18 protein-coding genes are annotated in these 26,719 nt (G+C 70.3%); 12 read left to right on the top strand and 6 right to left on the bottom strand.

From position 1 onward, the window contains the following. Positions 1-58 precede the first annotated feature (58 nt). On the bottom strand, positions 59-625 hold the full coding sequence (locus AB0I18_RS16785) for an NADAR family protein (protein WP_363106228.1): 567 nt from the start codon (positions 623-625) through the stop codon (positions 59-61). A gap of 221 nt (positions 626-846) precedes the next feature. Between AB0I18_RS16785 and AB0I18_RS16780 the strand changes: the two genes are divergently transcribed. The 7 genes from AB0I18_RS16780 (at position 847) to AB0I18_RS16750 (ending at position 8,758) form a co-directional block, all read left to right on the top strand. Then, positions 847-2,385: a gamma-aminobutyraldehyde dehydrogenase gene (locus tag AB0I18_RS16780; protein WP_363106227.1), complete on the top strand. Its 1,539-nt coding sequence runs from the start codon at positions 847-849 to the stop codon at positions 2,383-2,385. Between the two features lie 77 nt (positions 2,386-2,462). Beyond that, the gene (locus tag AB0I18_RS16775; protein WP_363106226.1) at positions 2,463-3,707 is read left to right on the top strand and encodes a spermidine/putrescine ABC transporter substrate-binding protein; all 1,245 of its coding nucleotides are present in this window, start codon (positions 2,463-2,465) and stop codon (positions 3,705-3,707) included. A gap of 159 nt (positions 3,708-3,866) precedes the next feature. Next, on the top strand, positions 3,867-5,018 hold the full coding sequence (locus tag AB0I18_RS16770; RefSeq protein WP_363106225.1) for an ABC transporter ATP-binding protein: 1,152 nt from the start codon (positions 3,867-3,869) through the stop codon (positions 5,016-5,018). Further along, positions 5,018-5,947 carry an ABC transporter permease gene (locus tag AB0I18_RS16765; RefSeq protein ID WP_363106224.1) on the top strand — a complete coding sequence of 310 codons (930 nt, stop codon included), beginning with the start codon at positions 5,018-5,020 and terminating at the stop codon, positions 5,945-5,947. Before AB0I18_RS16770 ends, AB0I18_RS16765 begins: the two co-directional genes overlap by 1 nt. Then, a complete protein-coding gene (locus tag AB0I18_RS16760; protein ID WP_363106223.1) occupies positions 5,948-6,748 on the top strand; it encodes an ABC transporter permease in 801 nt (266 codons plus the stop codon). Then, on the top strand, positions 6,745-8,148 hold the full coding sequence (locus AB0I18_RS16755) for an FAD-dependent oxidoreductase (RefSeq protein ID WP_363106222.1): 1,404 nt from the start codon (positions 6,745-6,747) through the stop codon (positions 8,146-8,148). Before AB0I18_RS16760 ends, AB0I18_RS16755 begins: the two co-directional genes overlap by 4 nt. 157 nt (positions 8,149-8,305) lie before the next feature. Next, complete coding sequence (locus AB0I18_RS16750) at positions 8,306-8,758, top strand: hypothetical protein (protein ID WP_363106221.1); 453 nt, start codon at positions 8,306-8,308, stop codon at positions 8,756-8,758. Between the two features lie 244 nt (positions 8,759-9,002). Here AB0I18_RS16750 and AB0I18_RS16745 read toward each other — a convergent pair whose 3' ends face one another. The 4 genes from AB0I18_RS16745 to gabT all read right to left on the bottom strand — a co-directional run bounded on the left by AB0I18_RS16745 (position 9,003) and on the right by gabT (position 15,103). Continuing rightward, positions 9,003-10,277, bottom strand: coding sequence for a hypothetical protein (locus tag AB0I18_RS16745; protein WP_363106220.1), 1,275 nt, complete (start codon positions 10,275-10,277; stop codon positions 9,003-9,005). 4 nt (positions 10,278-10,281) lie between these two features. Further along, a complete protein-coding gene (locus AB0I18_RS16740) occupies positions 10,282-12,768 on the bottom strand; it encodes an AAA family ATPase (protein ID WP_363106219.1) in 2,487 nt (828 codons plus the stop codon). 35 nt (positions 12,769-12,803) lie between these two features. Then, positions 12,804-13,481 carry a phosphatase PAP2 family protein gene (locus AB0I18_RS16735; RefSeq protein ID WP_363106218.1) on the bottom strand — a complete coding sequence of 226 codons (678 nt, stop codon included), beginning with the start codon at positions 13,479-13,481 and terminating at the stop codon, positions 12,804-12,806. Between the two features lie 287 nt (positions 13,482-13,768). After that, positions 13,769-15,103: a 4-aminobutyrate--2-oxoglutarate transaminase gene (gabT, locus tag AB0I18_RS16730; protein ID WP_363106217.1), complete on the bottom strand. Its 1,335-nt coding sequence runs from the start codon at positions 15,101-15,103 to the stop codon at positions 13,769-13,771. 362 nt (positions 15,104-15,465) lie between these two features. Here gabT and AB0I18_RS16725 point away from each other — a divergent pair, with 362 nt between their 5' ends. The 4 genes from AB0I18_RS16725 (at position 15,466) to rpmF (ending at position 21,669) form a co-directional block, all read left to right on the top strand. Beyond that, positions 15,466-17,589, top strand: a complete 2,124-nt coding sequence (locus AB0I18_RS16725) for an ATP-binding protein (protein WP_363106272.1) — start codon at positions 15,466-15,468, stop codon at positions 17,587-17,589. A 183-nt stretch (positions 17,590-17,772) separates the two neighbouring features. Beyond that, a complete protein-coding gene (locus AB0I18_RS16720; protein WP_363106216.1) occupies positions 17,773-19,596 on the top strand; it encodes a PucR family transcriptional regulator in 1,824 nt (607 codons plus the stop codon). 323 nt (positions 19,597-19,919) lie between these two features. Next, the gene (locus tag AB0I18_RS16715) at positions 19,920-21,365 is read left to right on the top strand and encodes an aldehyde dehydrogenase family protein (protein WP_363106215.1); all 1,446 of its coding nucleotides are present in this window, start codon (positions 19,920-19,922) and stop codon (positions 21,363-21,365) included. A 133-nt stretch (positions 21,366-21,498) separates the two neighbouring features. Continuing rightward, entirely contained in the window at positions 21,499-21,669 is a 171-nt protein-coding gene (gene rpmF / locus AB0I18_RS16710) for a 50S ribosomal protein L32 (protein WP_363106214.1), read from the top strand. A 126-nt stretch (positions 21,670-21,795) separates the two neighbouring features. Here rpmF and AB0I18_RS16705 read toward each other — a convergent pair whose 3' ends face one another. Then, a complete protein-coding gene (locus AB0I18_RS16705; protein ID WP_363106213.1) occupies positions 21,796-24,651 on the bottom strand; it encodes a glycoside hydrolase family 3 C-terminal domain-containing protein in 2,856 nt (951 codons plus the stop codon). A gap of 372 nt (positions 24,652-25,023) precedes the next feature. Between AB0I18_RS16705 and AB0I18_RS16700 the strand changes: the two genes are divergently transcribed. Further along, the gene (locus AB0I18_RS16700) at positions 25,024-26,715 is read left to right on the top strand and encodes an extracellular solute-binding protein (protein WP_363106212.1); all 1,692 of its coding nucleotides are present in this window, start codon (positions 25,024-25,026) and stop codon (positions 26,713-26,715) included. Positions 26,716-26,719: the final 4 nt, after the last annotated feature.

Below are 26,719 nucleotides of genomic sequence, written 5' to 3'. Positions count from 1 at the left end.
ACTGCGCGACAAGCCCCCACCGGCCCGCAGCCAACGCACCGGCCTCAAGTACCCCGCCTCACCCAGCGACCCGCCCCCGGGCAACCATCAACGCGAACCCCAACAGATTCGCCCCCAACCACCGCTCCGGATCCCCCGCCCGCTCATCATCCGCAGCAAGCCCGATCCCCCACACCCGATCAACCGGACTGGCCTCAACAAGCACCCGCCCACCCGTGCCCACCAAAAACGCCGCCGGCCCGGCACCGGCGGCGAACTTGTGCACGCTGCCCTCGACAACGATCCCGAACCGCTCCCGCTCCCACACAGCCTCGTCGAACCCCCGCACCAGCCGCCCCGCCTTCTTGGCCTCGGCGGGATGCCCCGCGGCGAGCACCCGCCGCTCGGCCTCCGCGTCCTCGAACAGCCGGGCCTTGGCCGCCATCATCCAGTGCTCGGCCGTCCGGTACTCCACCCCGTCCACCGTGAACGGCGATGGCCACCACTGACTCAGACAGCTCGCCCCGACCCGGCCGTCGGGCAGCGGCCGGTGCCCCCAGAAGTGCAGGTACTTGACCTTCGCCCCCGCGCGGACCTCCCTGACCAGGGTTTCCCGCGACTCGATCTCCCCCGTGATCTTCCCCATGCACGCGAGTCTGGCACGCACCACTGACAGTCCGTCCGCCCTTTTCCCGGGGAACTCGACACCTGGTAGCCACCTGCTCGACAGATTCCGTCGCGTAACCAAAAGGCAACAACGGAATCACTTGTTGGGTGGGGTCAGCTCTGCCAGGATCGGCATTCAAATCGAGCTGGAGCTACGCCAGCCCCCGCGGGGGAACGCGGCCGGCGGCGGAGGAGAGCGACATGCACAACCCGGGTAACAGCATCCGCGCCCAGGCACAGCACCACGCGGAGGAACACTTCGCGGCCGGCGCGCAGTACATCGCGGGCCGCCCGGCGAAGGGCACCTCCGGGCACACCCACACGGTCGTCGACCCGTCCACCGGCGAGGACGTGTACGCGTACGAACTGGCCGGGACCGCCGACGTGGACGCCGCCGTCGCCGCGGCCCGCGCCGCCTTCCCCGGCTGGTCGGCCACGACCCCGGGCGAGCGCTCGGACGCCATGCACCGCTTCGCGGCCGTGCTCGCCGACCGGGCCGAGGAGTTCGCCCGCGCGGAGTCCCTGCAGTGCGGCAAGCCGATCAAGCTGACCCGGGAGTTCGACGTCCCGGGGACCATCGACAACACGGCCTATTTCGCGGGCGCGGCCCGGCACCTCCAGGGCCAGTCCGCGGGCGAGTACTCCGGCGACCACACCTCGTACGTACGCCGTGAGCCCATCGGTGTCGTCGGCTCCATCGCGCCCTGGAACTATCCCCTCCAGATGGCGGCCTGGAAGGTCCTCCCGGCGATCGCCGCGGGCAACACCATCGTCCTGAAGCCCGCCGAGCTCACCCCGCTCACCTCGCTCCTGTTCGCGGAGGCGGCCACCCAGGCGGGCATCCCGGACGGGGTCGTCAACATCATCACGGGCGCGGGCCGGGAGGCGGGCGAGCACCTGGTCGGCCACCCGGACGTGGCGATGACCTCCTTCACCGGGTCCACTGCCGTGGGGAAGCGCGTCGCCGAGATCGCCACCTCCACCGTCAAGCGGCTGCATCTGGAGCTCGGCGGCAAGGCGCCCTTCGTGGTCTTCGACGACGCCGACCTGGAGGCCGCCGTGCACGGCGCGGTGGCGGGCGCGCTCATCAACACGGGCCAGGACTGCACGGCCGCCACGCGCGCGTACGTGCAAAGGCCCCTCTACGAAGAGTTCGTCTCGAAGACGGCCGACCTGATGGCGACCGTCCGGCTCGGCGATCCCTTCGCGCCGGACACCGACCTCGGCCCGCTGATCTCGTACGCCCAGCGCGACCGGGTGGCCGGTTTCGTCGACCGGGCCCGGTCCTACGCGCGCGTGGTCACCGGCGGCGAGATCCCACAGGAGCTGAAGCACGGCGCTTACTACCGGCCCACCCTCGTCGCCGGCGCCGCCCAGGACAGCGAGATCGTGCAGTCCGAGATCTTCGGGCCTGTCCTGGTCGTGCTGCCCTTCGACAGCGACGACGAGGGCATCCGGCTCGCGAACGACACCCCGTACGGCCTCGCCGCCTCCGCCTGGAGCCGTGACGTGTACCGCGCGAACCGCGCCACGCGTGAGATCAAGGCCGGCTGTGTGTGGGTCAACGACCACATTCCGATCATCAGTGAGATGCCGCACGGCGGGTACAAAGCGTCCGGCTTCGGCAAGGACATGTCGGCGTACTCGTTCGAGGAGTACACCCAGATCAAGCACGTCATGTTCGACAACACCGCGGTGGCCAGGAAGGACTGGCACCGCACGATCTTCGGGGACCGCTAGTCACCACCGGCCAGCCACCACGGGCCAGTCACCCCGGCCGCGACCAGGCCGAACCCTCCCGAAAGGGCACCACGAGCATGGAGCAGTACGAGCCCGACCGTCTGTCCCCGGCCCAAACGGCCGCCATGCGGCGCAGCCTCGCGGGCGGCAGGGCCTCCCTCAGCCGCCGCTCGCTGCTGCGCGCGAGCACCGGCGGCGCGCTCGCCCTCGGCGGCCTCGGGACGCTGAGCGCGTGCGGAATCCCCGCGGCGAAGAACACCTCGAGCGTCTCGTCCGAGGACCACTCGGCCAAGGAGAAGCGGATCGCCTTCTCCAACTGGACCGAGTACATGGACATCGACGAGAGCGAGAAGCACCACCCCACGCTCGACGCGTTCCGCGAGCGCACCGGCATCACGGTCAAGTACACCGAGGACATCAACGACAACGTCGAGTTCTTCGGGAAGATCAAGCCGCAGCTCGCGGCCGGTCAGGACACCGGGCGCGACCTGATCTGCGTCACCGACTGGCTGGCCGCCCGGCTGATCCGCTTCGGCTGGGTCCAGAAACTGGACCCGTCCAACCTGCCGCACGCGTACGCCAACCTGTCCCAGCAGTTCCGCACACCCGACTGGGACCCGGGACGCGCGTATTCGTACCCCTGGACCGGTATCTCCACGGTCATCGCCTTCAACAAGAAGGCACTGGACGGCGAGAAGGTCACCTCCGTCTCCGACATGCTCGACAACCCCAAGCTCAAGGGGCGTATCGGCTTCCTCTCCGAGATGCGCGACAGCATCGGCATGACGCTGCTCGACATGGGCAAGGACCCGGCGAAGTTCACGGACGACGACTACGACGCGGCGATCGCCCGCCTCCAGAAGGCCGTCGACAAGGGGCAGATACGCCGCTTCACCGGCAACGACTACACGGCCGACCTCACCAAGGGCGACCTCGCCGCCTGTATCGCCTGGGCCGGTGACGTCGTACAGCTGAAGGCGGACAGCCCGGACGTCGACTTCGTCATCCCGGACAGCGGTTACATGACGTCGACCGACAACCTGCTCGTCCCCAACAAGGCGCGCCACAAGACCAACGCCGAGCGGCTGATCGACTACTACTACGAGCCCCGCCCGGCCGCCCAACTCGCCGCCTACATCAACTACGTCTGCCCGGTCGACGGCGTGAAGGCCGAGCTCGCGAAGATCGACGAGGACGCGGCGAACAACCCGCTGATCATTCCCGACGCCGCCATGGCCGCCAAGTCCCGCTCCTTCCGCTCACTGAGCTCGAAGGAAGAGACCGCCTACGAAGAGAAGTTCGCCAAGCTGACAGGGGCGTAACGCCTCCGGCGGGAGCGGTTTCGGTGGCTCGGTCAGCCCGGGCGGTTGCCCGGCGACCCGGCGGACAACACACCGGCTCCGCCGCGCGGAACGCCCGACGGCGTGGCGTCCGCGGCCCGCACCGGACCACATACGGCCCCGACACCCAGGGATCACACCATGACGACAGACACCGGCGGCGATGTCCGCCTCTCGGGAATCAGCAAGACGTACGGGTCCTTCGCGGCCGTCCACCCGCTCGACCTGACCGTCCCGCAGGGGTCGTTCTTCGCCCTCCTGGGGGCCTCGGGCTGCGGCAAGACCACCACCCTGCGGATGATCGCAGGACTGGAGGAGCCCACCTCGGGCACCGTGTCGCTCGGTGAGCAGGACGTCACGAACCTGCCCCCGTACAAGCGGCCGGTGAACACGGTCTTCCAGTCGTACGCGCTCTTCCCGCACCTCGACATCTTCGAGAACGTCGCCTTCGGTCTGCGCCGGCGCGGCATCAGGTCGGTGAAGAAACAGGTCGAGGAGATGCTGGAGCTGGTCCAGCTCGGCGAGCAGGCGCGTAAGAAACCGCACCAGCTCTCCGGCGGCCAGCAGCAGCGTGTCGCCGTGGCCCGCGCGCTGATCAACCACCCCAAGGTGCTGCTCCTCGACGAGCCGCTCGGCGCCCTCGACCTCAAGCTGCGCCGCCAGATGCAGTTGGAGCTCAAGCGCATCCAGACCGAGGTCGGCATCACCTTCATCCACGTCACGCACGACCAGGAGGAGGCCATGACCATGGCCGACACGGTCGCCGTGATGAACGCGGGCCGTGTCGAGCAACTCGGCTCGCCCGCCGACCTCTACGAGAACCCGGACACCACCTTCGTCGCCAACTTCCTCGGCACCTCGAACCTCATAGAGGCCGAGGTCGACACGAGGACCGGCGGCGAGATCGTCCTCAAGGCGGGCGGCGGCAAACTCGTCCTGCCCGAGGCGCGCTGTTCGGCGCCGACGACGACCGGCGGCAAGGTCCTGGTGGGCGTGCGCCCCGAGAAGATATCCCTCACGCACGTGGACGACGCGGGCGAGATCCCGGCGGGCCGCAACCGGATCACCGGCACGATCGCCGACTCCAGCTTCATCGGCGTCTCCACCCAGTACGTCATCGACAGCCCGGTCTGCCCGGAGTTCGAGGTCTACGCCCAGAACATCGACCGCGACACCCGGCTCGTGCCCGGCGCCGAGGTCGTCCTGCACTGGAGCCCGGCGCACACCTTCGGCCTGGACGCCGCCCAAGACATCGACGCGGGTGTCGAGACAGTCGGGGAAGAGGCGGCCTGATGACGACCGTCACCGACGCGCCACCCCTGGCGCCGACGCCCGCCCCGAAAGAGCGCCCGCCTCGGAAAAGAGGCCGCCTCACCCCGTACTGGCTGCTGCTTCCCGGCATCCTGTGGCTGCTCGTCTTCTTCGCGCTGCCGATGGTCTACCAGGCCTCCACGTCCGTGCAGACGGGCTCCCTGGAGGAGGGCTACAAGGTCACCTGGCACTTCGCGACCTACTGGGACGCGCTGTCGGACTACTGGCCGCAGTTCCTGCGCTCCATCGCGTACGCCGGCACCGCCACGATCCTGTGCCTGCTGCTCGGCTACCCGCTCGCGTATCTGATCGCGTTCCGCGCGGGCCGCTGGCGCAACCTGATCCTGATCCTGGTCATCGCGCCGTTCTTCACCAGCTTCCTGATCCGCACGCTCGCCTGGAAGACGATCCTCGCGGACGGCGGCCCGGTCGTCGGCGCCCTCAACTCGCTGCACCTGCTGGACGTCACGAGCTGGCTCGGCATCACGGCCGGGGACCGCGTACTGGCCACGCCGCTCGCGGTGATCTGCGGTCTCACGTACAACTTCCTGCCGTTCATGATCCTGCCGCTCTACACCTCGCTGGAGCGCATCGACGGCCGCCTCCACGAGGCGGCGAACGACCTGTACGCCAAGCCGTTCACGACCTTCCGCAAGGTGACGTTCCCGCTGTCGATGCCGGGTGTCGTCTCCGGGACGCTGCTGACCTTCATCCCGGCGAGCGGCGACTACGTGAACGCCGACCTGCTCGGCTCCACCGACACCCGCATGGTCGGAAACGTCATCCAGACGCAGTTCCTGCGCATCCTCGACTACCCGACGGCCGCGGCCCTCTCCTTCATCCTCATGGCCGGAATCCTCGCCATCGTCACGCTCTACATCCGCAAGTCCGGGACGGAGGATCTGGTCTAAATGGCCCTCGTACGCTGGCTCAGACGCCATCTCATCGTCATCGCGGGTCTGCTGACCCTCGGCTATCTGCTCCTGCCGAACGTCGTCGTCACCGTGTTCTCCTTCAATAATCCGAAGGGGCGCTTCAACTACGAATGGCAGCAGTTCTCCACGGACGCCTGGACCGACCCGTGCGGCGTCGCCGACCTGTGCGGCTCGCTCTCGCTCAGCCTGCAGATCGCGGCCTGGGCGACGCTCGGCGCCACCGTCCTCGGCACATTGATCGCCTTCGCGCTCGTCCGCTACCGCTTCCGGGCGCGCGGCGCCGTGAACTCGCTGATCTTCCTGCCGATGGCGATGCCCGAGGTCGTGATGGCCGCCTCGCTGCTCACGCTCTTCCTCAACATGGGCGCGCAGCTGGGCTTCTGGACGATCCTGATCGCCCACATCATGTTCTGCCTCAGCTTCGTCGTCACCGCCGTCAAGGCACGCGTGATGTCGATGGACCCGAGACTGGAGGAAGCCGCGCGGGACCTGTACGCGGGCCCGCTCCAGACGTTCGTCCGGGTCACGCTGCCCATCGCGGCTCCCGGAATCGCCGCGGGCGCGCTGCTCGCCTTCGCGCTCTCCTTCGACGACTTCATCATCACCAACTTCAACGCCGGCTCGACCGTCACCTTCCCCATGTTCGTCTGGGGCTCGGCCCAGCGCGGAACACCCGTTCAGATCAACGTCATCGGGACGGCCATGTTCATCGTCGCCGTACTGTTCGTGCTGGCCGGAATGGTGATCAGCAACCGTCGGAACAGGCAGAAGGCATGACCCGTTGGACGAAGTCGCTCTCTGAAGCCCAGCCGATCTCCTACTGGCTGGACGACCCCGCCAAGCCCCGTCCCGAGCCCGCCCTCACCACCACCGAGACCTGCGACCTGCTCGTCGTCGGCGGCGGCTACAGCGGACTGTGGACCGCGCTCCTCGCCAAGGAGCGCGACCCGCTGCGCGAGGTGGTCCTGGTCGAGGGCCGCGAAGTGGGCTGGGCCGCCTCGGGCCGCAACGGCGGCTTCTGCGCCGCCTCCCTCACGCACGGGGTGGCCAACGGCCTGACCCGCTGGCCCGACGAGATCGACAAGCTGGAGGAGCTGGGCGCCCGCAACCTCGACGAGATCGAGGCGGCCGTCGCCCGCTACTCCCTCGACTGCGACTTCGAGCGCACCGGCGAGATCGACGTCGCCACCGAGCCGTACCAGGCCGCGGAACTGCGCGACTGGCACGCGGAGTTGGAACGCCGCGGTCTCGCCGACGGCGTCGAGTACCTGGACGCCGAAGCCGTCCGGGAACAAGTCGACTCACCGACATTCCTCGGCGGCCTCCACGACCGCCGCGGTGTCGCGCTCCTCCACCCCGCCAAGCTCGCCTGGGGCCTCAAGCGCGCCTGCCTCGACCTGGGCGTCCGCGTGTACGAGCACACGCCCGCGCTCGACCTGAAACCGTACGGCGCCGGAATGGCCGTACGCACCCCGTACGGCGGCGTCCGCGCCCGCCGGGTCGCCCTCGGCACGAACATCTTCCCGAACCTGGTCAGGCGCGTCCGCGCCTACACCGTCCCGGTCTACGACTACGCGCTGATGACCGAGCCGCTGACCGCGGACCAACTGGCGTCCATCGGCTGGAAGAACCGCCAGGGCCTCGGCGACTCGGCGAACCGGTTCCACTACTTCCGGCTCTCCGCCGACAACCGGATCCTGTGGGGCGGATACGACGCGGTCTACCCGTACGGCGGCCGGGTGCGCGCCGAGTACGACCACCGGCCGGAGACGTACGCGAAGCTCGCCGATCACTTCTTCACCTGCTTCCCGCAGCTGGCGGGCGTCCGCTTCACGCACGCGTGGGGCGGCGCGATCGACACCTGCTCCCGCTTCTCGGCCTTCTTCGGCACGGCCCACCAGGGCCGGGTCGCGTACGCGGCCGGCTATACGGGCCTCGGCGTCGGGGCGACCCGGTTCGGCGCCGACGTGATGCTCGACCTGCTGTCGGGGGAGCGCACGGAACGTACGTCCCTGGAAATGGTCCGCAAGAAGCCGCTGCCCTTCCCGCCGGAGCCCTTCGCCTGGACGGGGATCGCGCTCACCAAGTGGTCCCTCGCGCGGGCCGACGCCCACGACGGCCGGCGCAATCTGTGGCTGCGGACGATGGACCGGCTGGGCCTCGGCTTCGACAGCTGAGGGCGCGCGCGTACGCCTGTGATCCACAGGCGTACGCCCAGCTCATCCACGGTGACCCGGTTCACTACCAACTAGTAGCCGGAACCCGCGTAATGCTCGGCCCCGACCCCTCTCTCCCTTGTGACGCGACCCGCGTCCACACGAAAGGGAGGACCCCATGACTGGGGCGAAGACGGCGGTCGATTGGCTCGCTTCCGTGGCTCCGGATCCGGAGGCCTGCCGCTGGGAGTGGGAGCGCAACCCCCTCGGGGTCGCGCTGCTTCCGGCGGGCAGGCTCTGGGACGTACTCATCCTGCCGGGCGGGCTCGGCTATCCCACGCTCGACGTACTGACCCGGGTCATCGACCAACTCGGCCCGGTCCTCGTCGACTTCGGCGACGCCCGCATGGGCTTCTTCGTACCGCCGGGCACGGCCGCACGATGGCTCGGCACCGGCGTACGCTCCGCCGGGCTCGGCACCTGGATCGTCGTCCCGTACCCCGGCCGCTCCACCGGCGGCGTCCGCTGGCTGGTCCCCCCGGACGGCTCGGGCACCCTCACGGACCCGGCCCTGCTGGAACTGGCGATGCACGAGGCGGCGGCGGGGCTGGCGACGGGCGAAGGGACGTGACGGCCGTCGGACCCGATCAGAGGCCCTGACCACAGAGTCGCCGCCGACACCCCCGACAGCCCGACACCCCGACCGCGCTCTCGTCGGCCGCCCGTGCGGCCGACGCGGACCTGGGCGGGAACGGCGGGGCCGGAGCGGGCCTCGACGGCTGGACCTGCACGTCCACCTCGGCACCGGCGGCCCAGGCACCACCACGTCTCCATCCGGAAGGCAGCCCGCGACGGACCGACAGTAGCTCGCCACTTCAGTCCAGTGCCGCCGCGAACACCCCGGCGAGTACAGCCTCCCGCTCGGCGCCTGCCAGGGCGTCGAGCACCGACGGCAGGTCGAGGGCCACCGACCGGACCCGGGCCGAAGTGCTGCCGTCCCAGCGGCGCACGGCGACACTTTCGCGCGGCGCGGACACCCCACCGGGATGGAGCAGCACACAGGTGGGTGTGCCGCCCCGGGGCTGCCGGGCCAGGGCCTGCGCGTAGAGAAACGCCTGATACAGGTCCGGTGTGCCGAGCTTTCTGCCGTCGTACAGCTTGTACTTGATGTCGACGGGGCGGCTCACCGGCTCCCCGTCGCGGCTCCCCGAGATCAGGACGTCCGGGCGTACCTCGCTGTAGTGGCGGCCCGTTCGCTCGTCGCGCAGTACGCCGCGGTGCCGCGACTGGTCCCGGACGGTGAACCCGGTGCCGGCCGAGGCCTCCCGCAGCAACTGGGTGGCGAAGGACTCGAACAGGACGTTCATGTCGATGAGGAACGCCCGGGAGGCGAGCGGGCCCGAGGCGAAGAGGTCCGCGATGCCGCCACCCGACAGCAGCAGTGCCGCCCAGCGGTGTGCGCCCTCGTAGTGGCTGTTGTGCCGGTGGTAGTCGAGCCCCGCCAGAGCCGTCCGTAGATCGTCCAGCCGCGTCGGCGCCACCTGGGCGAACTGGGCGGCCGCCCGCCGGGCCCTGGCCCGTACGGCGGGGGAGCGCGCGGTGCGCGCCGCGAGGTCGACGGCCGCAGCGCACAGCCGGTTGTCCACGATGTCCGTATCGTGCTCGTCGAACCGGCAGGCCAGCAGGTCCAGCCGTCCGTAGTGCCGCAGAATCTGGCGATCGGCCAGCAGCCGGCCCCGGACCACCGGCAGTTCGTCCTCGGCCGTCACATAGTCGCGGCGCACCCCGTGCGCGAGCAGTCGCTCGCAGTGCTCCGTCACCAGGAGCGCGACCACGTCGCGCAGATGGGGAGCGCCCTCGCGTACCGTGCGTGCCGCGTCGAGCGCCGGCAGTCCGCGGCCCGCCGCGTACTCCAGCATGCGCAGTACGTCGAGCTCCTCGCCCAGGTATTTGGGCAGCACGCGGATCTCGCAGGCGTCGAGCCGGACGACCCCGACACACGGACCGGCGGTCAACTCCAGCCGTCCACCCGCGAGTTCCCGCACCTGGAGGCGCCTGGCCAGCTGTTCGCCCGCGCACAGCGCCCGGTCGGCGGCGCTCAGCCGGACCCCTTCGACGACCCGCGTCTCGTACTCCCGCAGCGTCACCACGGGCCTATTCCGCCGCCCCGCCCTTGATCTGCAGCTCGCTGTAGAGGGCGTTCACCAGCTCTTCGTCGCCGAGGTCGCGCAGGGTGTGCGTCTCGGGGTCGACCAGATCCTCGCCCAGGAAGGCCGCGAGCAGCGAGTAGTCGTCGTACGCGTACTCCTGGAGCAGGGGCAGGATCTCGCCGCGGACGATCGCGGCGAGGTCGGCGGCCGAGTCGACGGGAGCACCGTTCGGCAGGAAGAAGGCCTGGCCGATCTGCTTCTCGCGGTCGAGGTGGGTACGGATGCGCTGGTTGAGCGCGTCCAGCAGATCCGCGAGGTGCAACTGCTCCACATGGCAGCCCTGCAGCGGAGCCGAGTCGGGGAGCAGCTCGAGGAAGACGAAGCGGCGGCGGATCGCGGCGTCGAGCATCCGGATGGAACGGTCGGCGGTGTTCATGGTGCCGATGAGGTACACGTTGTCCGGCACGCTGAACTGCTCCTGGCTGAGCGGAAGCAGCACCGAGTAGCCCCGCTTGTCCTTTTCGAGGAGCGTGATCAACTCGCCGAAGATCTTGGGCAGGTTGCCGCGGTTCAGCTCGTCGACGACGACCAGGTACGGATGGCCCGGATCGGCGGCGGCCGCCGCGCACACCCGCTTGAACACGCCGTCGGTCCGGTCCAGTACGAGTCCGCCGGAGCCGCCCTTCACCGGGCGGAAACCCTCGACGAAGTCCTCGTACCCGTAGCCGGGATGGAAGGTCACCGTCGTCAGCCGTCCGGCCTCGGTCAGCGCGTCGAGTGTCCTGCCGAAGGCGGGCGTGCCCGGTCCCGCGTACGGATCCACCCCTGGCAGGCCGCCCGACAGCTCGCCGAGCCAGCGGGCGGCGAAACGCAGGGCCGTGTACGTCTTGCCTGTGCCCGGAGGCCCGAACAGGACGGCCTGACCGCGTCGCCGCAGTGCGTCGGCGACCGGCCGCAGCTCGGCGTCGAGAGGCTGGGCGGCCACCGCGACCGCGACTGCGACCTCCGCTTCCGCCGCGGTGTCGGTGTCGGCGGGTGTCTGCCCGGCCCGCCGGATCCTCGCCCACAGCTGAGCGGGTACGTCCTTCACGGTGACGGTCGCCCAGGACCGCTCGGGCTCCTCCAGCCGTCCCGAGTAGCTCTCGTCCCACTCCACCTCGACGGTGTGCCGATGCGTGTCGCGGTCCGCGCGCCAGACATAGCCGTCGCCCGTGACCTGGCCGACGCCGAGGATCTCACTCGTCCCCCTGTTGGCGACGACCAGATCGCCGGGACGCAGACTCAGCAGTTTCCAGACCTCGTTGGCCTTCGCGGTGATCTTGGACTTGGAGCCGTTGTACTCATCCGTGTAGGCGGCGGCGAAAGCGTCCCGGAACTCGTCGCTGTCCGCGTACGAGCGAAGATCCGGTACGTCGTCCCAGCCCACCGCGATGTACCCGCCAGTGCGGCACTCCTCCCACAGCCTGCCGCCCTCACCGGTCGCGATCTTCACTGTCTGCTGTGTCCGGTTCGGATCGGCCCACCAGTACAGGAACTCCACCACGAGGTCGTACGGCCAGTCGGCGAACCGCTCGTCGGAGTCGATGACCTCCTTGAGCCGGGCCTGCAGTGCGAACCGCTCCAGTTTGGGCACGGGCTGCCCGGTCAGCCGCTGGAGGAAGTGCCGCACGAAGTCCGTCGCGTACACCGCGAGTGAGCTCTCCGGTGCGTACACGCGCAGTGTCTTGGCGATCAGGGCGGGGCCCGAACGGATGGCGTCGATGGTGTCGATGTCGGCGATCCGGCCCTCGCGGGCGGCGGTCACCGCAGAGACGATCCCGGCACGCACGGCCTCCCACGCCTCCTCCTCGTCCGCGTACCGCGGGTCGTGCCACCAGGAACCGTCCTGGCTGCGCGCGAAGAGGAGGTGCTTCATCGCGGAGCCGCCGGCGATGCTGCCCAGCGCGTTGGTACCGAACTCCAGCAGATAGCAGTACGGCTTGGTCTGCGCGCTGTCGCCCTGGCCGAGGGCATAGCGTTCCAGGGGCATCGTGGGCCAGTCCTCCCAGGGGAAGTCCTGGCGGATCTGCTCCGCGGCCGCCTCCATCTCGCGAAGCCTTGCCGCGAACCGGTCGCGGTCGAACGCCGCGAGTGCTTCGTCGAGTGGCCAGGGGGGCAGCGCGGCGGCCTGAGTGGGTGAGACGGGGCGCAGAACACAGCTGCAAGGACTGACGAGCGGCCGCCCCGAGCCCCCCAGCAGACCGACGGACCGGGCGTACTCGGCACGCCCCGCGGTGTCGTCGGACGGGGCCGAGTCGATCAGCCTGCGCCACAGCAGCCGGTCCGGGTCGGGAAACCGGGGCAGCTGGTGAGAATCCGTCAGATGGAGGCAGGCCGGATCGTGGTGGATCATGCGGCCGTGCCCGGGGAGGATCACTTCACCCGGTGACGGGGTGAGCGCGTAGTCGCGGCGCTCGTAGGTGACGGCCACTTGTTGCTGCTCGTCCGCCATCGTGCTCCCTCTTGCCCCGGCCGGCTCGCGACCGGTTACTCCTCCGCCGACCCTCGACCGTATCGCGCGACGGCCAGCGCCATGAGGTGAAGAAGCATCAGGGACAGACACCAACTCCCCACCACATCCAGCGGCCAGTGATAACCGCGCCGGACCAGGCCGACTCCGACGGCCCCCGCCAGTACGAGATATCCGATGACGAGCGTGCGCCGGAGCCACCGGCCGTGGAGCCAGGGGAGTAGGAGGAGGACGGCCGCACCGTAGGCGACGGCGGCCGTGGCCGTGTGGCCCGACGGGTAGTAGCCGTCGCCTGCCATGCCGGGTGGGCCGGTGCGGCCGACGGCTTCCTTCAGAGGTACGACCAGGGCGGGGACGGCCGACATGGTGACCAGGGCCGCGAGGGGTGGGAGCCACCAGCGGGGCAGGGGCGCGCGCCGGGCGCGCCAGGAGACGTACGCGAGGACCGCGAGCAGGACCGGGACGGCGACCGTGATGTTGCCGAGGTCCGCGAGGAGTTCGGCGGCGCCGTCCGGGAAGCGGCTGTCCGCGATCGACCGGCCGAGGCGCTCGTCGGCCCGGCGCAGCGGCGTGTCGACGGCGGCCTGCCAGGTGAGAAGCGCGAAGAGGAGAGCCGACAGGCCCAGAAAGCAGGTCGGCCGCCCGGGAGCAGGGGGGGTAGCTCCGGGGCGGCCGATCAGATCGGGTCGTCGCACGCCCCGGGGGGTTTGGGGCGAGCGACTGTCCGACCGGTGAGGAGACCCGGAGCCGGAAGCTCCGGTTGTGTGCGCGATGGCACGACCAGGGCGAAGCTGGGGAAGCCCCGTCCTGATGTCACCCACAGTCCCCTGTGGGCGGGGTGTATCTCTCATCTGCCTAGAACCTACGACAGGGGCGGGGCGTCCGACAGTCGGAATGGCCTCCTGTCATGCACCTCGCACACCTTCTTCACACGCCCCGCCCTTGGTCACCGCGCCACCGGAACCGATGAGACGGACTCCGCTCAGATGCGGGCAAAAGCCTGCTCGATGATGTCGAGACCTTCGTTGAGGAGGTCCTCGCCGATGACCAGCGGAGGCAGGAAACGCAGCACGTTGCCGTAGGTGCCACAGGTCAGGACCAGTAGGCCTTCCTGGTGGCAGGCCTTGGCGAGCGCGGCGGTGGCCGCCGGGTTCGGCTCCTTGGTGTCGCGGTCCTTCACCAGCTCGATGGCGAGCATCGCGCCGCGGCCCCGGATGTCGCCGATGACGTCGAACTTCTCCGCCATCGCGGCCAGCCGGGCCTTCATGACCGACTCGATGTTCTTCGCCTTGGCGTTGAGGTCGAACTCCTTCATCGTCTCGATCGAGCCGAGGGCGGCCGCGCAGGCCACCGGGTTGCCGCCGTAGGTGCCGCCCAGGCCGCCCGCGTGTGCGGCGTCCATGATCTCGGCGCGGCCGGTGACCGCGGCGAGCGGCAGACCGCCCGCGATGCCCTTGGCGGTGGTGATCAGGTCCGGGACGATGCCCTCGTCCTCGCACGCGAACCACTGGCCCGTACGGCAGAAGCCCGACTGGATCTCGTCGGCCACGAAGACGATGCCGTTGTCCGAGGCGAACCTGCTGATCGCCGGCAGGAAACCCTTCGCCGGCTCGATGAAGCCGCCCTCGCCGAGCACCGGCTCGATGATGATCGCGGCCACGTTCTCCGGACCGACCTGCTTGCTGATCTGGTCGATGGCCTGCGCGGCGGCCTCGGAACCCGCGTTCTCCGGACCGGTCGGCCAGCGGTAGCCGTACGCCACCGGTACGCGGTAGACCTCGGGCGCGAACGGCCCGAAGCCGTGCTTGTACGGCATGTTCTTCGCGGTCAGCGCCATCGTCAGGTTGGTGCGCCCGTGGTAACCGTGGTCGAACACGACGACGGCCTGCCGCTTGGTGTGGGCGCGGGCGATCTTGACGGCGTTCTCGACGGCCTCGGCGCCCGAGTTGAACAGGGCGCTCTTCTTGGCGTGGTCGCCCGGGGTCAGCTCGGCCAGCGCCTCGGCGACCGCGACGTATCCCTCGTACGGCGTGACCATGAAACAGGTGTGGGTGAAGTCCTGGAGCTGGGCGCTCGCCCGGCGTACGACGGCCTCGGCGGAGGAGCCCACCGAGGTCACGGCGATACCCGACCCGAAGTCGATCAGCCGGTTCCCGTCGACGTCCTCGACGATCCCGCCGGCCGCGCGCGCGGCGAACACGGGCAGCACGGACCCCACACCGGCCGCGACCGCGGCGGTGCGGCGGGCCTGCAACTCCTGCGACTTCGGACCCGGAATGGCGGTGACGAGGCGGCGCTCCTGCGGAAGTGCGCTCATGAGGGGCTCCCTGGGGGGCTTGCGAACGGCTGAGGACGACTTGCGAACGACTGAAGACGGCTCGCGAACGGCTCGCGAACGGATCTTTCGGACGCTCGGCTTCCTTCTTCGCAGGCTAGGGCCGGGAACGGAGGGTGGGCATGCTCCATCTGGGCGTTGTCGGGGATTCCCGTTGTACGCGGTGGACAGGGCGCGACGGTCGCGGGGCGGGCGCCGTCGGGCGTTGAGACGACGCAGCGGGGGGTGGGGATGACCCGCCGTTGTCCGAAGCCCGGCCCGGTAAGCGGTGAACTCCCCTTGTGAGGGAGTTAGATTGACTCGCAAACGACGTATGGAGCGGCTGGTCAGGGGTGGCAGAGGCGATGGACAGCGACGGCACGCAGGACGCACGGGGCACACACGCCGATCGTGTGCCGCGGCCGGCGGGACCGCCGCAGGTGCCGCCGCGGCCCGCGCAGGCGCCCGGTGCGGCGCCCCTGCCTGACGGGTCGGCCTTTCTGACCTGGCTGCGGACTCCGCGGCCCGAGGCCGCGCCGGGCGTGTGGCGGTTCGGGCACCGGCCCCGGCCGGACGTGGAGCCCGAGCAGATTCCGGCCCGGCAGCTGATCAGCGGGGCGCTGATCGCCTTTCTGGTGGGGTGGCTGATCTGGTCGCTGCTGCAGAACCGCTACCTGGGCGACTGGTGGTGGGTGCCGCTCTACCTGCTCACCCCCGACTCCTGGCGCGGCAACGACAGTGACATCGGCGAGGTCGGCACACTCATCGTGTTCCGGGGCTACGAGCTGCTGGTCGCCCTGGCCATCATGGTCATGGTCGGGCGGCTCGGCCGCTGGGCCGAGGTCTGGCGGCGCTTCGGCGCCCCCCGCTTCCGGCGCCGGGAGCCCGAGCAGGCGGCTCCCGAGCCCCAGGACGACCCCGCCCAGTGGAACCAGCTCCGCGCCGCCGGTGCCGCCGACGCCGCCGAACGGCTCGCCGCGGAGGCGCGGTCCGGGCTCATGCGGGACGTCGACCAGGCCCGGATCGCCCGGGCCTGGCAGGGCGTGCGGAGCGGACGGCACAGTCTCGCCACCTTCACCGGAGCCGTGCTGCGGGACGGCTCCGCCGCCTGTCTGCATCCGTCCGGGGAGCGGGATCTTCCCGGCCGGCTCGCGAAGCACGACCTCGTCACCGGCCAGGTGCGGCTCGGTACGACCGCCGACGACCCGCGGAATCCGTACGCCTATCGCGGTACCGGCCTCGGACTCGGCCCCGAACTGCTCGGCACCTCGCTGCTCGCCGTCGGGCCCGCCGGATCGGGCAAGACCGGCGGTGTCGTGTGGCCGGTCGTCGAGTCGCTGTGCCTGCACGCGCTCGCCGGGCGGGCCGCCGTCGTCGTGATCGGGGCCGCGGGCGCGGGGCTCGGGCCGGTCGACGCGTACGACGTCGTCGTACGGGTGGGGAATCCGGAGTCCGTGTACGACCTCGACCTGTACGGCGGCACCACCGATCCGGACGAGGCGGCGGCCGTACTCGCCGAAGCCCTCGTCGGCGACCTCGCCGACCCGCATCCGGGCGGGGACAGCCGGCGGTCCACCACCGTCCTCGCCCAACTGCTCGGCCCGTACCGGGCGGTGCACGGGCGCTTTCCTTCGGTGCCCGAGCTGCGGCAGCTGCTCGACGGGGCGCCCGGCCCGCTCGGCGCGTTGCGCAAGGCGCTGACGGAGGCAGGGCAGGAGTCGTTGCTCCGGGAACTCGACGCCCGCGAACGGCAGTTGGGGCACCCGGGAGACGCGGGAGGTGTGCTCGCCGATCGGATCGCGCTGCTGGACCGACCGGCCTTCGCCGGCTTCTTCGACACGTCGGGGCAGTCCCGGCCCTTCTCGCTGCGCGCCCTCGACCATCCCGTACGCGTGCGGATCGACCTGCCCGAGCGCGGGCACGCCGACGCCTCACGGATTCTCGCGCGGCTCGTGCTCGCGCAGTTCGCGGCCAGTGTCGCCGTACGCGAGGACCGGTCGCTGTTCGCCTGCCTGGTGCTCGACGACGCGACGGGGGTCGTCACGCCGGACGCGGTACGGGGCATTCAGCGGCTGCGGTCGGCCAACGCCGGGGTCGTCCTGACCCTTCGTACGCTCGACGACGTGCCGCGCGCGCTGCGGTCACCGCTGCTCGGTGCCATCGGGTGCCGGATGGCGCTGTCCGGGCTCACGCCGTGGGACGGGCAGGACTTCGCGGAGGTCTGGGGCAAGGAGTGGATCGAGGCGCGGGACGTCACCGACCGGCAGATCATCGCCGAGAGCCCGGCCGGGAAGGCCGTGCACATGCTGCGGCGGGTGATCACCGGAAACGCGCCGACCGCCCGGGCCGTCACCGTGCGGCAGGTCGAGCGGGAGCGGTGGTCCGCGTCCGAGCTGGCGCACGGGGTGCCGCCGGGGCATGCCGTGCTCTCGCTGACCAGCGTGCGCGGGGAGTATGCGCCGCCGCTGCTGGTGGATCTGCGTAGTTGAGGTGGGTGGGACCCGTGAGGTTCCAGGTGTCCCGGTTGAAGGGCAGTTGAGCAAGACGTCTGGACATATGGTCACGGTCTGACCGTACGGTGAGGCAGAATCGACATAGGTCGTTCATACGCCACGGCCAAAAGATCACACTTTCCGTGACCGTCGAAGAACCTGTGAAGACGTGAAGGTCTCATGCCCCCCACGCTCGCCTCGCTCGTCCACCACTCGGCGCTCAAGCTCTCCGTGCGCGCCGGCGAGGAACGTCTGGACACCGTCGTCCGCTGGGTCCATGCCAGCGAACTCACCGACCCCGTGCCGTACATGGAGGGCGGGGAACTGCTCCTCATCACCGCGCTCAAGCTGGACGCGGAGGATCCGGACGCCATGCGGCGGTACGTGAAGCGGCTGGCCGGGGCCGGGGTCGCCGGGCTCGGCTTCGCCGTCGGCGTCCACTACGAGGACATTCCCAAGGCGCTGCTCGACGCCGCCTCCGAGGAGGGGCTGCCGCTGCTGGAGGTGCCCCGGCGGACGCCCTTTCTCGCCATCAGCAAAGCCGTCTCCGCCGCCATCGCCGCCGACCGGTACCGGGCCGTGACCGCCGGGTTCGCCGCGCAGCGCGAGCTGACCCGGCAGGCGCTGAACGAAGGGCCCGAGGGGCTGCTCACCTCGCTCGCCTCGCAGGTCGACGGCTGGGCCGCGCTGTACGACGCGTCCGGGGCCGTCGTCGCCACCGCGCCCGAGTGGGCGGGGCGGCGGGCCGCCCGGCTCACCGCCGACGTGGAGCGGCTGCGGGAGCGGGCCGCGCCCGCGAGTTCCGTGGTGGGCGGGGGTGGGGACGGGGCGTCGGAGGGCGGTTCGGTTGACGGCCCGGGAGACGGTGAGGACCGGGTCGAGTTGCACTCGCTGGGGAGCGGGCGGCGGCCGCGGGGTGCGCTCGCCGTCGGGACCGCGGCCGCGCTCGGTACCGCCGAGCGGTACGCCGTGCACTCGGCCATCGCCCTGCTGACGCTCACCACGGAGCGGTCGCGGTCGTTGCAGGCCGCCGAGCAGCGGATCGGGGCGGCCGTGTTGCGGATGCTGCTGGCCGGGCAGCCCGATCACGCGCGGGGAGTGGCCGGGGATCTGTACGGGGGGCTGCTCGATGCGCCGTACCGGATGATCCTCGCCGAGGCCGCGTCTGCTTCCGCCGGTCGGGCGCGGGCCGGGGTGCGGACTGAGGGACGGGCTGAGGCGCCGGCCGAAGGACGGTCAGAGGGACGGGTCGGCGGACAGGCTGGGAGTGGCGGCGCGTCCGCCGGCCAGAAGGCCGCGGTTGCGGTTGCGGCTGCGGCCTCGGCTGCGGCTTCGGCTTCGGTGGCGGCCGTGCTTGCCGACGCGGGTGAGGCCGGCGGTGATCTGGTGGGCGGGTTCGCCGAGGTGGTGGAGGCCGCGGCCGCTCGGTCCGGTGAGGCCGTGCTCGTCGTGCCCGACGGGGAGCGGCTGGTCGTGCTCGCCGCGGACGGGGGTGCGGTGGTTGCCTCCTGTGTGCGGTACGCGGAGGCGCTCGGGGGTGCGCGGGCCGCCGCGGAGCAGGGGGCGGCTGTCGATGAGGACGAGCTGGTGGTGGGGCTTTCGGCTCCCGCCGGGCCCATCGCCGCGGCCGGTGCCTACAAGCAGGCCGAGCAGGCGTTGTCGGTTGCCCGGCGGCGGGGGCGGGTGCTTGTCGAGCACGAGGAGCTGGCTGCGGGGTCGGTGTTGCCGTTGCTTGCCGATGATGCGGTGCGGGCCTTCGCGGACGGGTTGTTGCGGGCGCTGTACGAGCATGACGCGACGGGGCGTGGGGATCTGGTGGCCTCGTTGCGGGCCTGGTTGTCGCGGCACGGGCAGTGGGATGCGGCCGCGGCGGATCTTGGGGTGCATCGGCATACGTTGCGGTACCGGATGCGGCGGGTCGAGGAGATCCTCGGGCGGTCGTTGGACGATCCGGATGTGCGGATGGAGTTGTGGCTGGCGTTGAAGACTACGGCGGGGGTGTAGCGAGGCTGTTTGGCTGTGGGTTCGGTGGGGGCTGGTCGCGCCCACGCGGCGGAGCCGCACAGTGTCACAGCCCCGCGCCCCTGGGTGGGTGGGGGCTTGGGGTGGTGTGCGATCTGCGGCGCGTATTGGGCTGAGCGCGCAGTTCCCCGCGCCCCTGAAGGGGCGCCTGCCTGCGGGTGGGTCCGAGCAGTGGTGCCCGTTGCCGTGTGCCAAAGCGGAGTGCTCTTCTTGGGGAGTGGGACGGGGCGGACAAGGGACCGGAGCGTGGGGCGGGCCTAACGTGGGTCTGGAAACACCCAGACAACGGAAGGGCCGGAAACTCGATGACTTCCACCCATGCCTTCTGGCTCGCCGGTCGTCAGGCCAGTGGTGAGACCACCCTCGATGTCACCTCGCCGTGGGACGGGCGAGTCGTCGGCAAGGTCAGTGTGCCGACCGACGAGCAGGTCGAGGAGGCGGTCGCCGCCGCGTACGCCGTACGGGACGAGTTCGCCGCCACGCCCGCCCACGTACGGGCCGCCGCTCTCGATCATGTGAGCCGGCGGCTGGTGGAGCGGACCGAGGAGATCGCCCGGCTGATCTCCGCCGAGAACGGGAAGCCGGTCAAGTGGGCCCGGGGCGAGGTCGGCCGGGCCGTGTCCGTGTTCCGGTTCGCGGCTGAGGAGGCGCGGCGGTTCAACGGGGGAGAGGCTCAGCGGCTCGACACCGATCTCGGTGGTCAGGGGCGGCTCGCCTTCACCCGGCGGTTCCCGAAGGGGGTCGTCCTCGGGATCGCGCCCTTCAACTTCCCGCTGAACCTGTGCGCCCACAAGATCGCTCCGGCGATCGCGGCCGGCACGCCGATCATCCTGAAGCCCGCGCCCGCCACACCGCTGTCGGGCCTGCTCATCGGCGAACTGCTCGCCGAGACCGAGCTGCCGGCCGGGGCGTGGAGCATCCTGCCCGTGTCCAACGAGCGGATGCCCGCACTGGTCCAGGACGAGCGGCTGCCCGTCATCTCCTTCACCGGGTCCGAGAAGGTCGGTTACTCGATCATGGACTCGGTGCCGCGCAAGCACTGCACCCTGGAGCTGGGCGGCAACGGGGCGGCCGTCGTGCTCGCCGACTTCGCGAGTGACGAGGACCTGGACTGGGCCGCCACCCGTATCGCCACCTTCAGCAACTACCAGGGCGGGCAGTCCTGCATCTCCGTGCAGCGGGTGATCGCCGACGAGTCGGTGTACGAGCGGCTGCTGCCGCGCATCGTCGCCGCGGTCGAGGCGCAGGTGACCGGGGACCCGGCCGATGACGCGACCGACGTCGGACCGCTGGTGAGCGAGGACGCCGCCAGGCGGGTGGAGGCCTGGGTCGAGGAGGCCGTCGGGGCCGGCGCCAGGCTGCTGGCCGGTGGCAAGCGGGACGGGGCCTCGTACGCGCCGACCGTGCTCGTCGATGTGCCGGGGGATGTGAAGGTCTCCTGCGAGGAGGTCTTCGGGCCCGTCCTCACCGTGCGCAAGGTGACGGGGGAGGCTGCCGCCTTCGCCGCCGTCAACGAGTCCAAGTACGGGCTTCAGGCAGGTGTGTTCACCCATGATCTGCAGGCCGCCTTCCGGGCGCACCGTGCGCTGGAGGTGGGCGGAGTGGTCGTCGGGGACGTTCCCTCGTACCGCGCCGACCAGATGCCGTACGGCGGGGTGAAGCAGTCCGGTGTCGGGCGTGAAGGCGTGAAGTTCGCGATGGACGACTACACCTACGAGCGGGTGATGGTGCTGACGGGGCTCGATCTCTGAGTTCTGATCGACGCGTCCAACGGCCGGAGCCCGCTGTGTGGGGGCTCCGGCCGTTCTTCGTGTGACGGAGGCCCTACGACTCCCTGCCGACCTCTATGGATAGCGACAATCGTTTTCATGTAGAGTGCCGATCATGGCCGTCCCGAAGCGCAAGATGTCCCGCTCCAACACCCGTCACCGCAGGTCCCAGTGGAAGGCGACGACGCCCGATCTCATCCCCTTCTTCGCCGACGGGCGTGAGTACGCGGTGCCCCGCCGGTTGATCCGCGCCTACGAGCGCGGGCTCATCAAGCCCGAGGGGTGACCCACCACCCACCCCCGGACGAAGGGGCCCGGCACCGATGCCTTCCGGTGCCGGGCCCCTTCATTTTTTCCGTTTCCTTTTCCGGCGGGTTCCTTTTCCGCCGGGCCGGTCCAGCCCTTCAGTCCCTCAGCCGGAGAAGCCGACGTGCGCGAGCCGCAGCGGGCCGCGCAGCCTGATGTGCAGGTCCTGGACCCCGGTGGCGGGGAACGGGGCGGTGACGGTGGTGTAGTCGTAAGGTCCGGCTGTCGGCGGGATGTCGATGCGGGCGAGCACCGGTCCGTTGTCGTTCAGGGTCAGTTCGACCGCGCCCTCGCCTGCCGCTTCGACGGTGACGGCCCGGGTGCCGGGTGTGAAGTCGCAGGCGCGGAAGGTCAGTTCGGCTTCACCGGCCTGTGCGGGGGTCATCGCGTCGCCCGACGTCTTCGTGCGGTCGACGATCTCGGCGCCCCGCTGTTCGTCGAAGTCGGCGGCGTTCAGGCCGAGTTCGAGGACCGGGCGCGGGGCGGTGGGCGGGCCGTCGAGCTCGATCGTCCCGCGCAGGCGGATGTCCTCGCTGGACGCGCCGAGGAGGAGCTCGTACGCGCCGGGCTCCAGGCGCCGGACGCCGTGCGCCACGTCCCAGAACTCGAAGGCGGAGAGCGGGAGTTCGAAGGCCAGCTCGGCCGACGCGCCCGGCGCCAGATGTACGCGGCGGTAGGCGGCGAGTTCGCGTCGGGGGCGGGGGACGGACGGGTTCACCGCGCGGGTGTAGAGCTGGGCCACCTCGTCGGCCGGCACGTCCCCGGTGTTGGTGACCGTGAAGGTGACGTGCACCGACGTCTCTCCGGTGCGTGCCGCGAAGTCGGCGTAGTCGAAGGACGCGTACGACAGGCCGTGGCCGAACGGGAAGAGCGGGGCGCCCTCGAAGTACAGGTACGTCTGGCGCGAGCCGATCACGTCGTAGTCGAGGAGGTCCGGAAGATCCGCGTCCGCGGCGTACCAGGTCTGGGGGAGGCGGCCCGCGGGGGAGACGCCGCCCGCCAGGACGCGGGCCAGCGCGGTGCCGGCCGCCTGGCCGCCGTGGGCCGTCCAGAGGACGGCCGGGAGATCGGTGGGGTCGACCGCGTACGGGTACGCGGAGGCGATGATCAGTGCCGTACGCGGGTTCGCGGCGCGGGCCGCGTCCACGAGGCGCTGCTGGTGGGCGGGGAGGAGGAGGGTCGTGCGGTCCTCCGTCTCACGGCCGTTGATGTGCGGGTCGTTGCCCGCGACGACGAGGACGACATCGGCGGCGGCCGCCGCGCGGGCCACCGCGTCCTCGCCGCGCTCGGTGATCTCCAGTTCGAAGATCTCCGGGTGCTCCGCGGCAACCCGCACGCCGTCGGCGGCGACAGAGACGTGGCGACCCGTACCGACGTGCTTGAGGAGGTGGCCGTTCGCATGGGAGTGAGGGGAATCAGGGGAGTCATGGGGTTCCAGGCGGAACGTCTCCTGGACCACCCAGCCGCCGGGCTGGTCCGCCGACGCGCGTACGAAGCCGTCGTCGGCCACCGAGAGGTAGCGGCCGTCGGGGGCGCGGAGGGTGAGGACGCCCTCGCCCCAGTCGATCAGCGCGAACTCGGTGCCGACGGCGTCGGTGGTGAGCGGGGGCAGGTCCGTGCGGCCCGCGAGGAGGGCCGGGTCCAGCGCGCCTTCGGCACCGCGGACCTCGTCGGTCGCGTCGTCCGCACGCGGGACGCTGAGATACGTACCGGCCGAGGTCTTCAGGCGTACGCGGTCCACGCCCTCGGCGAAGTCCACGCGCTCGGCGCCGAAGCGCTCGTACAGGCCCTCCAGCGGGGTCGAGCGGTGGATGAGGGTGCCGCTGTACCAGTCGAGCTTGCACTCGTCGGCGAGCAGGCCGACCACCGCGATCCGGGTGTCCGCGGGGAGGGGGAGCAGGTCGTCGTTCTTGAGCAGGACGATCGCCTGTTCCGCGGCCTCCTGGGCGAGGGCGCGGTGGGCCGGGGTGTCGAAGTCCTTGAGGTCGGCGTACGGGTCGAGGCGCGGGTCGAACTCGCCGAGCCGGAAGCGGATCGCGAGCTGGCGGCGGACCGCCGTGTCGATGTCGCTCTCGCTCAGCAGGCCCTGGTCCAGGGCGCCCTGGATACGTCCGATCATCGTCGAACTCTCCGTGCCGTGGTCCGTGAAGCTGTCGACGCCGGCGATCAGCGAGGCGGCCGTCGCCTCCTCGTGCGTGTCGAAGTAGTGCTCGGAGTCGACCAGGTTGGAGGGCGCGCCCGCGTCCGAGCAGACCAGGAGTTCCTGGTCCGTCCAGGTGCGCAGGTGCTCGCGCAGATACGGCGAGACGTGGTTGGGGCGGCCGTTGACCAGGTTGTACGCGGGCATCACGCCGGCCACCGTGCCCGCCTCGACCGTCTCGCGGAAGGCGCGCAGATCGTACTCGTGCAGCACGCGCGGGCGGACCGAGCTCGAAGTCGTGGACCGGTCCGTCTCGTTGTTGTGGGCGAGCCAGTGCTTGAGGACGGGGGCCGTGCGCCAGTACGCGGGGTGGTCGCCGCGCAGGCCACGGGTGTAGGCGGTGGCGATGGCCGAGGTCAGCTTCGGGTCCTCCGAGTAGCCCTCCTCGTTGCGGCCCCACAGCGGGTGGCGCAGGAGGTTCACCGTCGGCGCCCAGACGTTGAGGCCGATCCGGTCGTCGCGCGAGCGCATCGCGCGGACCTCGGTGGAGACCGCCTCGCCGACCCGGCGCACCAGGTCGTCGTTCCAGGTCGCGCCGAGGCCCACCGACTGCGGGAACACCGTCGCCGGGCCCATCCAGGCCACGCCGTGCAGCGCCTCCTGGCCGGTGCGGAACGCGGCGACACCGAGTCGTTCCACCGCGGGCGCGAACTGGTGCAGCAGAGCGACCCGTTCGTCCAGGGTGAGCCGCGACAGAAGATCGTCGATGCGCTTCGCGAACGGCAGCTGCGAATCGCGGAATGGCGGCGTTTGTGCGGGCACGGGGAGATCCCTTTGCGGAAGATGCGGAAAAACGGTGGAGAGCTTTCGAAGCGCTTCGATGCTCATTCGACGGAGGGGTGGGTGTCAAGACACCCCGTGGCAACAACTCCGTATCCTCACCGGCATCCCAAGGGTGGGAAGCGACCGGTTCAGACCTTTATAGCTCCGAGGAATGTTGGAATCGGCTCTTGTGCGCCCTCGGGTGTTCACTTAACCTCGCAGCAACATCGAAGCGCTTCGACTGTCGAATGTGCCACTCCTGGGTGTGCATAACTCCGAGGACCGCTTCGGCTCAGCCAGTTCCACTCAAGACACCGCAGCCGACGGCCACACCGCCGGGTGTCCTGCTGTGCGCCATGAAGGGTTGACGCAATGACGCCGAACACCTCCGCCTCCAGCGGCTCCGCTCCCAGTCGGAGAAGCTTCCTCGCCTCGACGGCGGTCGCCACCGTCGCTGTGGCGGGCGGTATGCCCCTGTTGGCCGCCTGCGGCGGCTCGGACAGCGGCTCCAAGGAGGGCACGACCTCGGGCAAGGACGCGAAGAAGATCCTTCCCGCCTTCGTGGCGCAGAACGTGGTGACGCCGGACATCGCGGCGAAGAACGGCTCCGCCAGCGGCTTCACCAGCAAGCTCTCGCTCGCCGACCTGAAGACCTCGGTGCCGCAGAAGCTCGGCAAGGGCAGCACCATCAAGATCATGTCGCCGTTCTGGGGCACGCCGCCGAAGGGCGGCAACCCGTACTACTCGGCGATGAACGCGATGATCGGCGCCAACGTCACCTGGCAGAACCAGGACGGCAACACCTACGACGAGAAGCTGGGCGCGGTCCTCGCCTCCAGTGACATGCCGGACGTCGTGGTGATCCCCGGCTGGAACATGGGCGGCAAGATACCTAGCGCCATCATCAGCAAGATGGCGGACCTCGGCCCGTACCTCTCGGGCGACAAGGTCAAGGAGTACCCGAACCTCGCGGCCATCCCGACCGATGCCTGGCAGCGCTCCATCTTCGGCGGCAAGCTGTGCGGCCTGCCCATGCCCGCCCCCACCGTCACCGGCATCGTGCCCTTCTACCGCAAGGACGTCTTCGACAAGGAGGGGTACGAACTCCCCACCACCGCCGACGAGTTCCTGGCCCTCGCCAAGGAGATCACCAACGCCAGGGCGAAGGTGTGGGCCTGCGACGACATGAAGTGGACCGCCTTCAACATCTTCGGCGTAAGGTCCGGAAGCGAGAAGCCGCTCGGCTGGAACAGCGTCGACGGCAAGCTGGTCTACCGGGTCGAGACCGACGAGTACCTCGAAGCGCTGGAGTGGATGCGCAAGCTGTACGCGGCGGGTGTCGTCCACCCCGACGCCAGGGCGGCGAACCAGGGCAACGCGGGCCAGCGCTTCACCGACGGCCAGGTGATGATGTACAACCAGAACATCGCGGACTGGTGGGGCAAGATGGCCGAACAGACCGGTCAGAACAAGGACTTCCGCATTTCCGGCATGGACATCTTCGGCCATGACGGGGGCGACCCCCAACTGTGGGCCGAATCGCCGGCGGGCATCTTCGCCTTCATCAACAAGAAGGCGTCGAAGGCCAAGATCCAGGACGTGCTGGCCGCGGCGAACGTCACCGCCGCCCCGTACGGCACCAAGGAGTACATGCTCACCAACTTCGGGGTGGAGGGCACGCACTACACCATCAAGGACGGCGTGCCCACCAAGAACGACAAGGGCAACCAGGAGGTCCTGAACGCCTTCGTCATGCTGGCCAGCCCCGCCCCGACCATCGCGCACCCCGACTTCCCGGAGATCGCGAAGGAGCAGGTGGAGTGGCAGCAGCGGATGGGCGCCTTCACCAAGAAGTCCTCCTTCTTCGGACTCCAGATCACCGAACCCGCCCGCTACACCAGCCTCTCCAACGACTTCGAGGACCTGGAGGACTCGGTCGTCCGCGGGCGCAAGAAGATCAGCGACATGCAGCAGGCGGTGGCGGAGTGGAAGAGCCAGGGCGGCGACAAGCTGCGCGACTGGTACCAGAAGCTGCTGGACGACAGCGGATCCGCGCAGGGGTGACGAA

Origin of the sequence: Streptomyces sp. NPDC050704 (assembly GCF_040654355.1) — a bacterium.
Taxonomy (GTDB): Bacteria; Actinomycetota; Actinomycetes; order Streptomycetales; family Streptomycetaceae; genus Streptomyces.
This window is presented reverse-complemented; position numbering and strand designations above follow the sequence as displayed.

Bases quoted from the DNA above. Each gene is read 5' to 3' on its own strand.
- AB0I18_RS16725 (WP_363106272.1), top strand. From the start codon at position 15,466: ATGGACAGCGACGGCACGCAGGACGCACGGGGCACACACGCCGATCGT.
- AB0I18_RS16700 (WP_363106212.1), top strand. From the start codon at position 25,024: ATGACGCCGAACACCTCCGCCTCCAGCGGCTCCGCTCCCAGTCGGAGA.
- AB0I18_RS16740 (WP_363106219.1), bottom strand. From the start codon at position 12,768: ATGGCGGACGAGCAGCAACAAGTGGCCGTCACCTACGAGCGCCGCGAC.
- gabT (WP_363106217.1), bottom strand. From the start codon at position 15,103: ATGAGCGCACTTCCGCAGGAGCGCCGCCTCGTCACCGCCATTCCGGGT.
- AB0I18_RS16765 (WP_363106224.1), top strand. From the start codon at position 5,018: ATGACGACCGTCACCGACGCGCCACCCCTGGCGCCGACGCCCGCCCCG.
- AB0I18_RS16770 (WP_363106225.1), top strand. From the start codon at position 3,867: ATGACGACAGACACCGGCGGCGATGTCCGCCTCTCGGGAATCAGCAAG.
- AB0I18_RS16775 (WP_363106226.1), top strand. From the start codon at position 2,463: ATGGAGCAGTACGAGCCCGACCGTCTGTCCCCGGCCCAAACGGCCGCC.
- AB0I18_RS16720 (WP_363106216.1), top strand. From the start codon at position 17,773: ATGCCCCCCACGCTCGCCTCGCTCGTCCACCACTCGGCGCTCAAGCTC.
- AB0I18_RS16715 (WP_363106215.1), top strand. From the start codon at position 19,920: ATGACTTCCACCCATGCCTTCTGGCTCGCCGGTCGTCAGGCCAGTGGT.
- rpmF (WP_363106214.1), top strand. From the start codon at position 21,499: ATGGCCGTCCCGAAGCGCAAGATGTCCCGCTCCAACACCCGTCACCGC.
- AB0I18_RS16760 (WP_363106223.1), top strand. From the start codon at position 5,948: ATGGCCCTCGTACGCTGGCTCAGACGCCATCTCATCGTCATCGCGGGT.
- AB0I18_RS16780 (WP_363106227.1), top strand. From the start codon at position 847: ATGCACAACCCGGGTAACAGCATCCGCGCCCAGGCACAGCACCACGCG.
- AB0I18_RS16755 (WP_363106222.1), top strand. From the start codon at position 6,745: ATGACCCGTTGGACGAAGTCGCTCTCTGAAGCCCAGCCGATCTCCTAC.
- AB0I18_RS16750 (WP_363106221.1), top strand. From the start codon at position 8,306: ATGACTGGGGCGAAGACGGCGGTCGATTGGCTCGCTTCCGTGGCTCCG.
- AB0I18_RS16785 (WP_363106228.1), bottom strand. From the start codon at position 625: ATGGGGAAGATCACGGGGGAGATCGAGTCGCGGGAAACCCTGGTCAGG.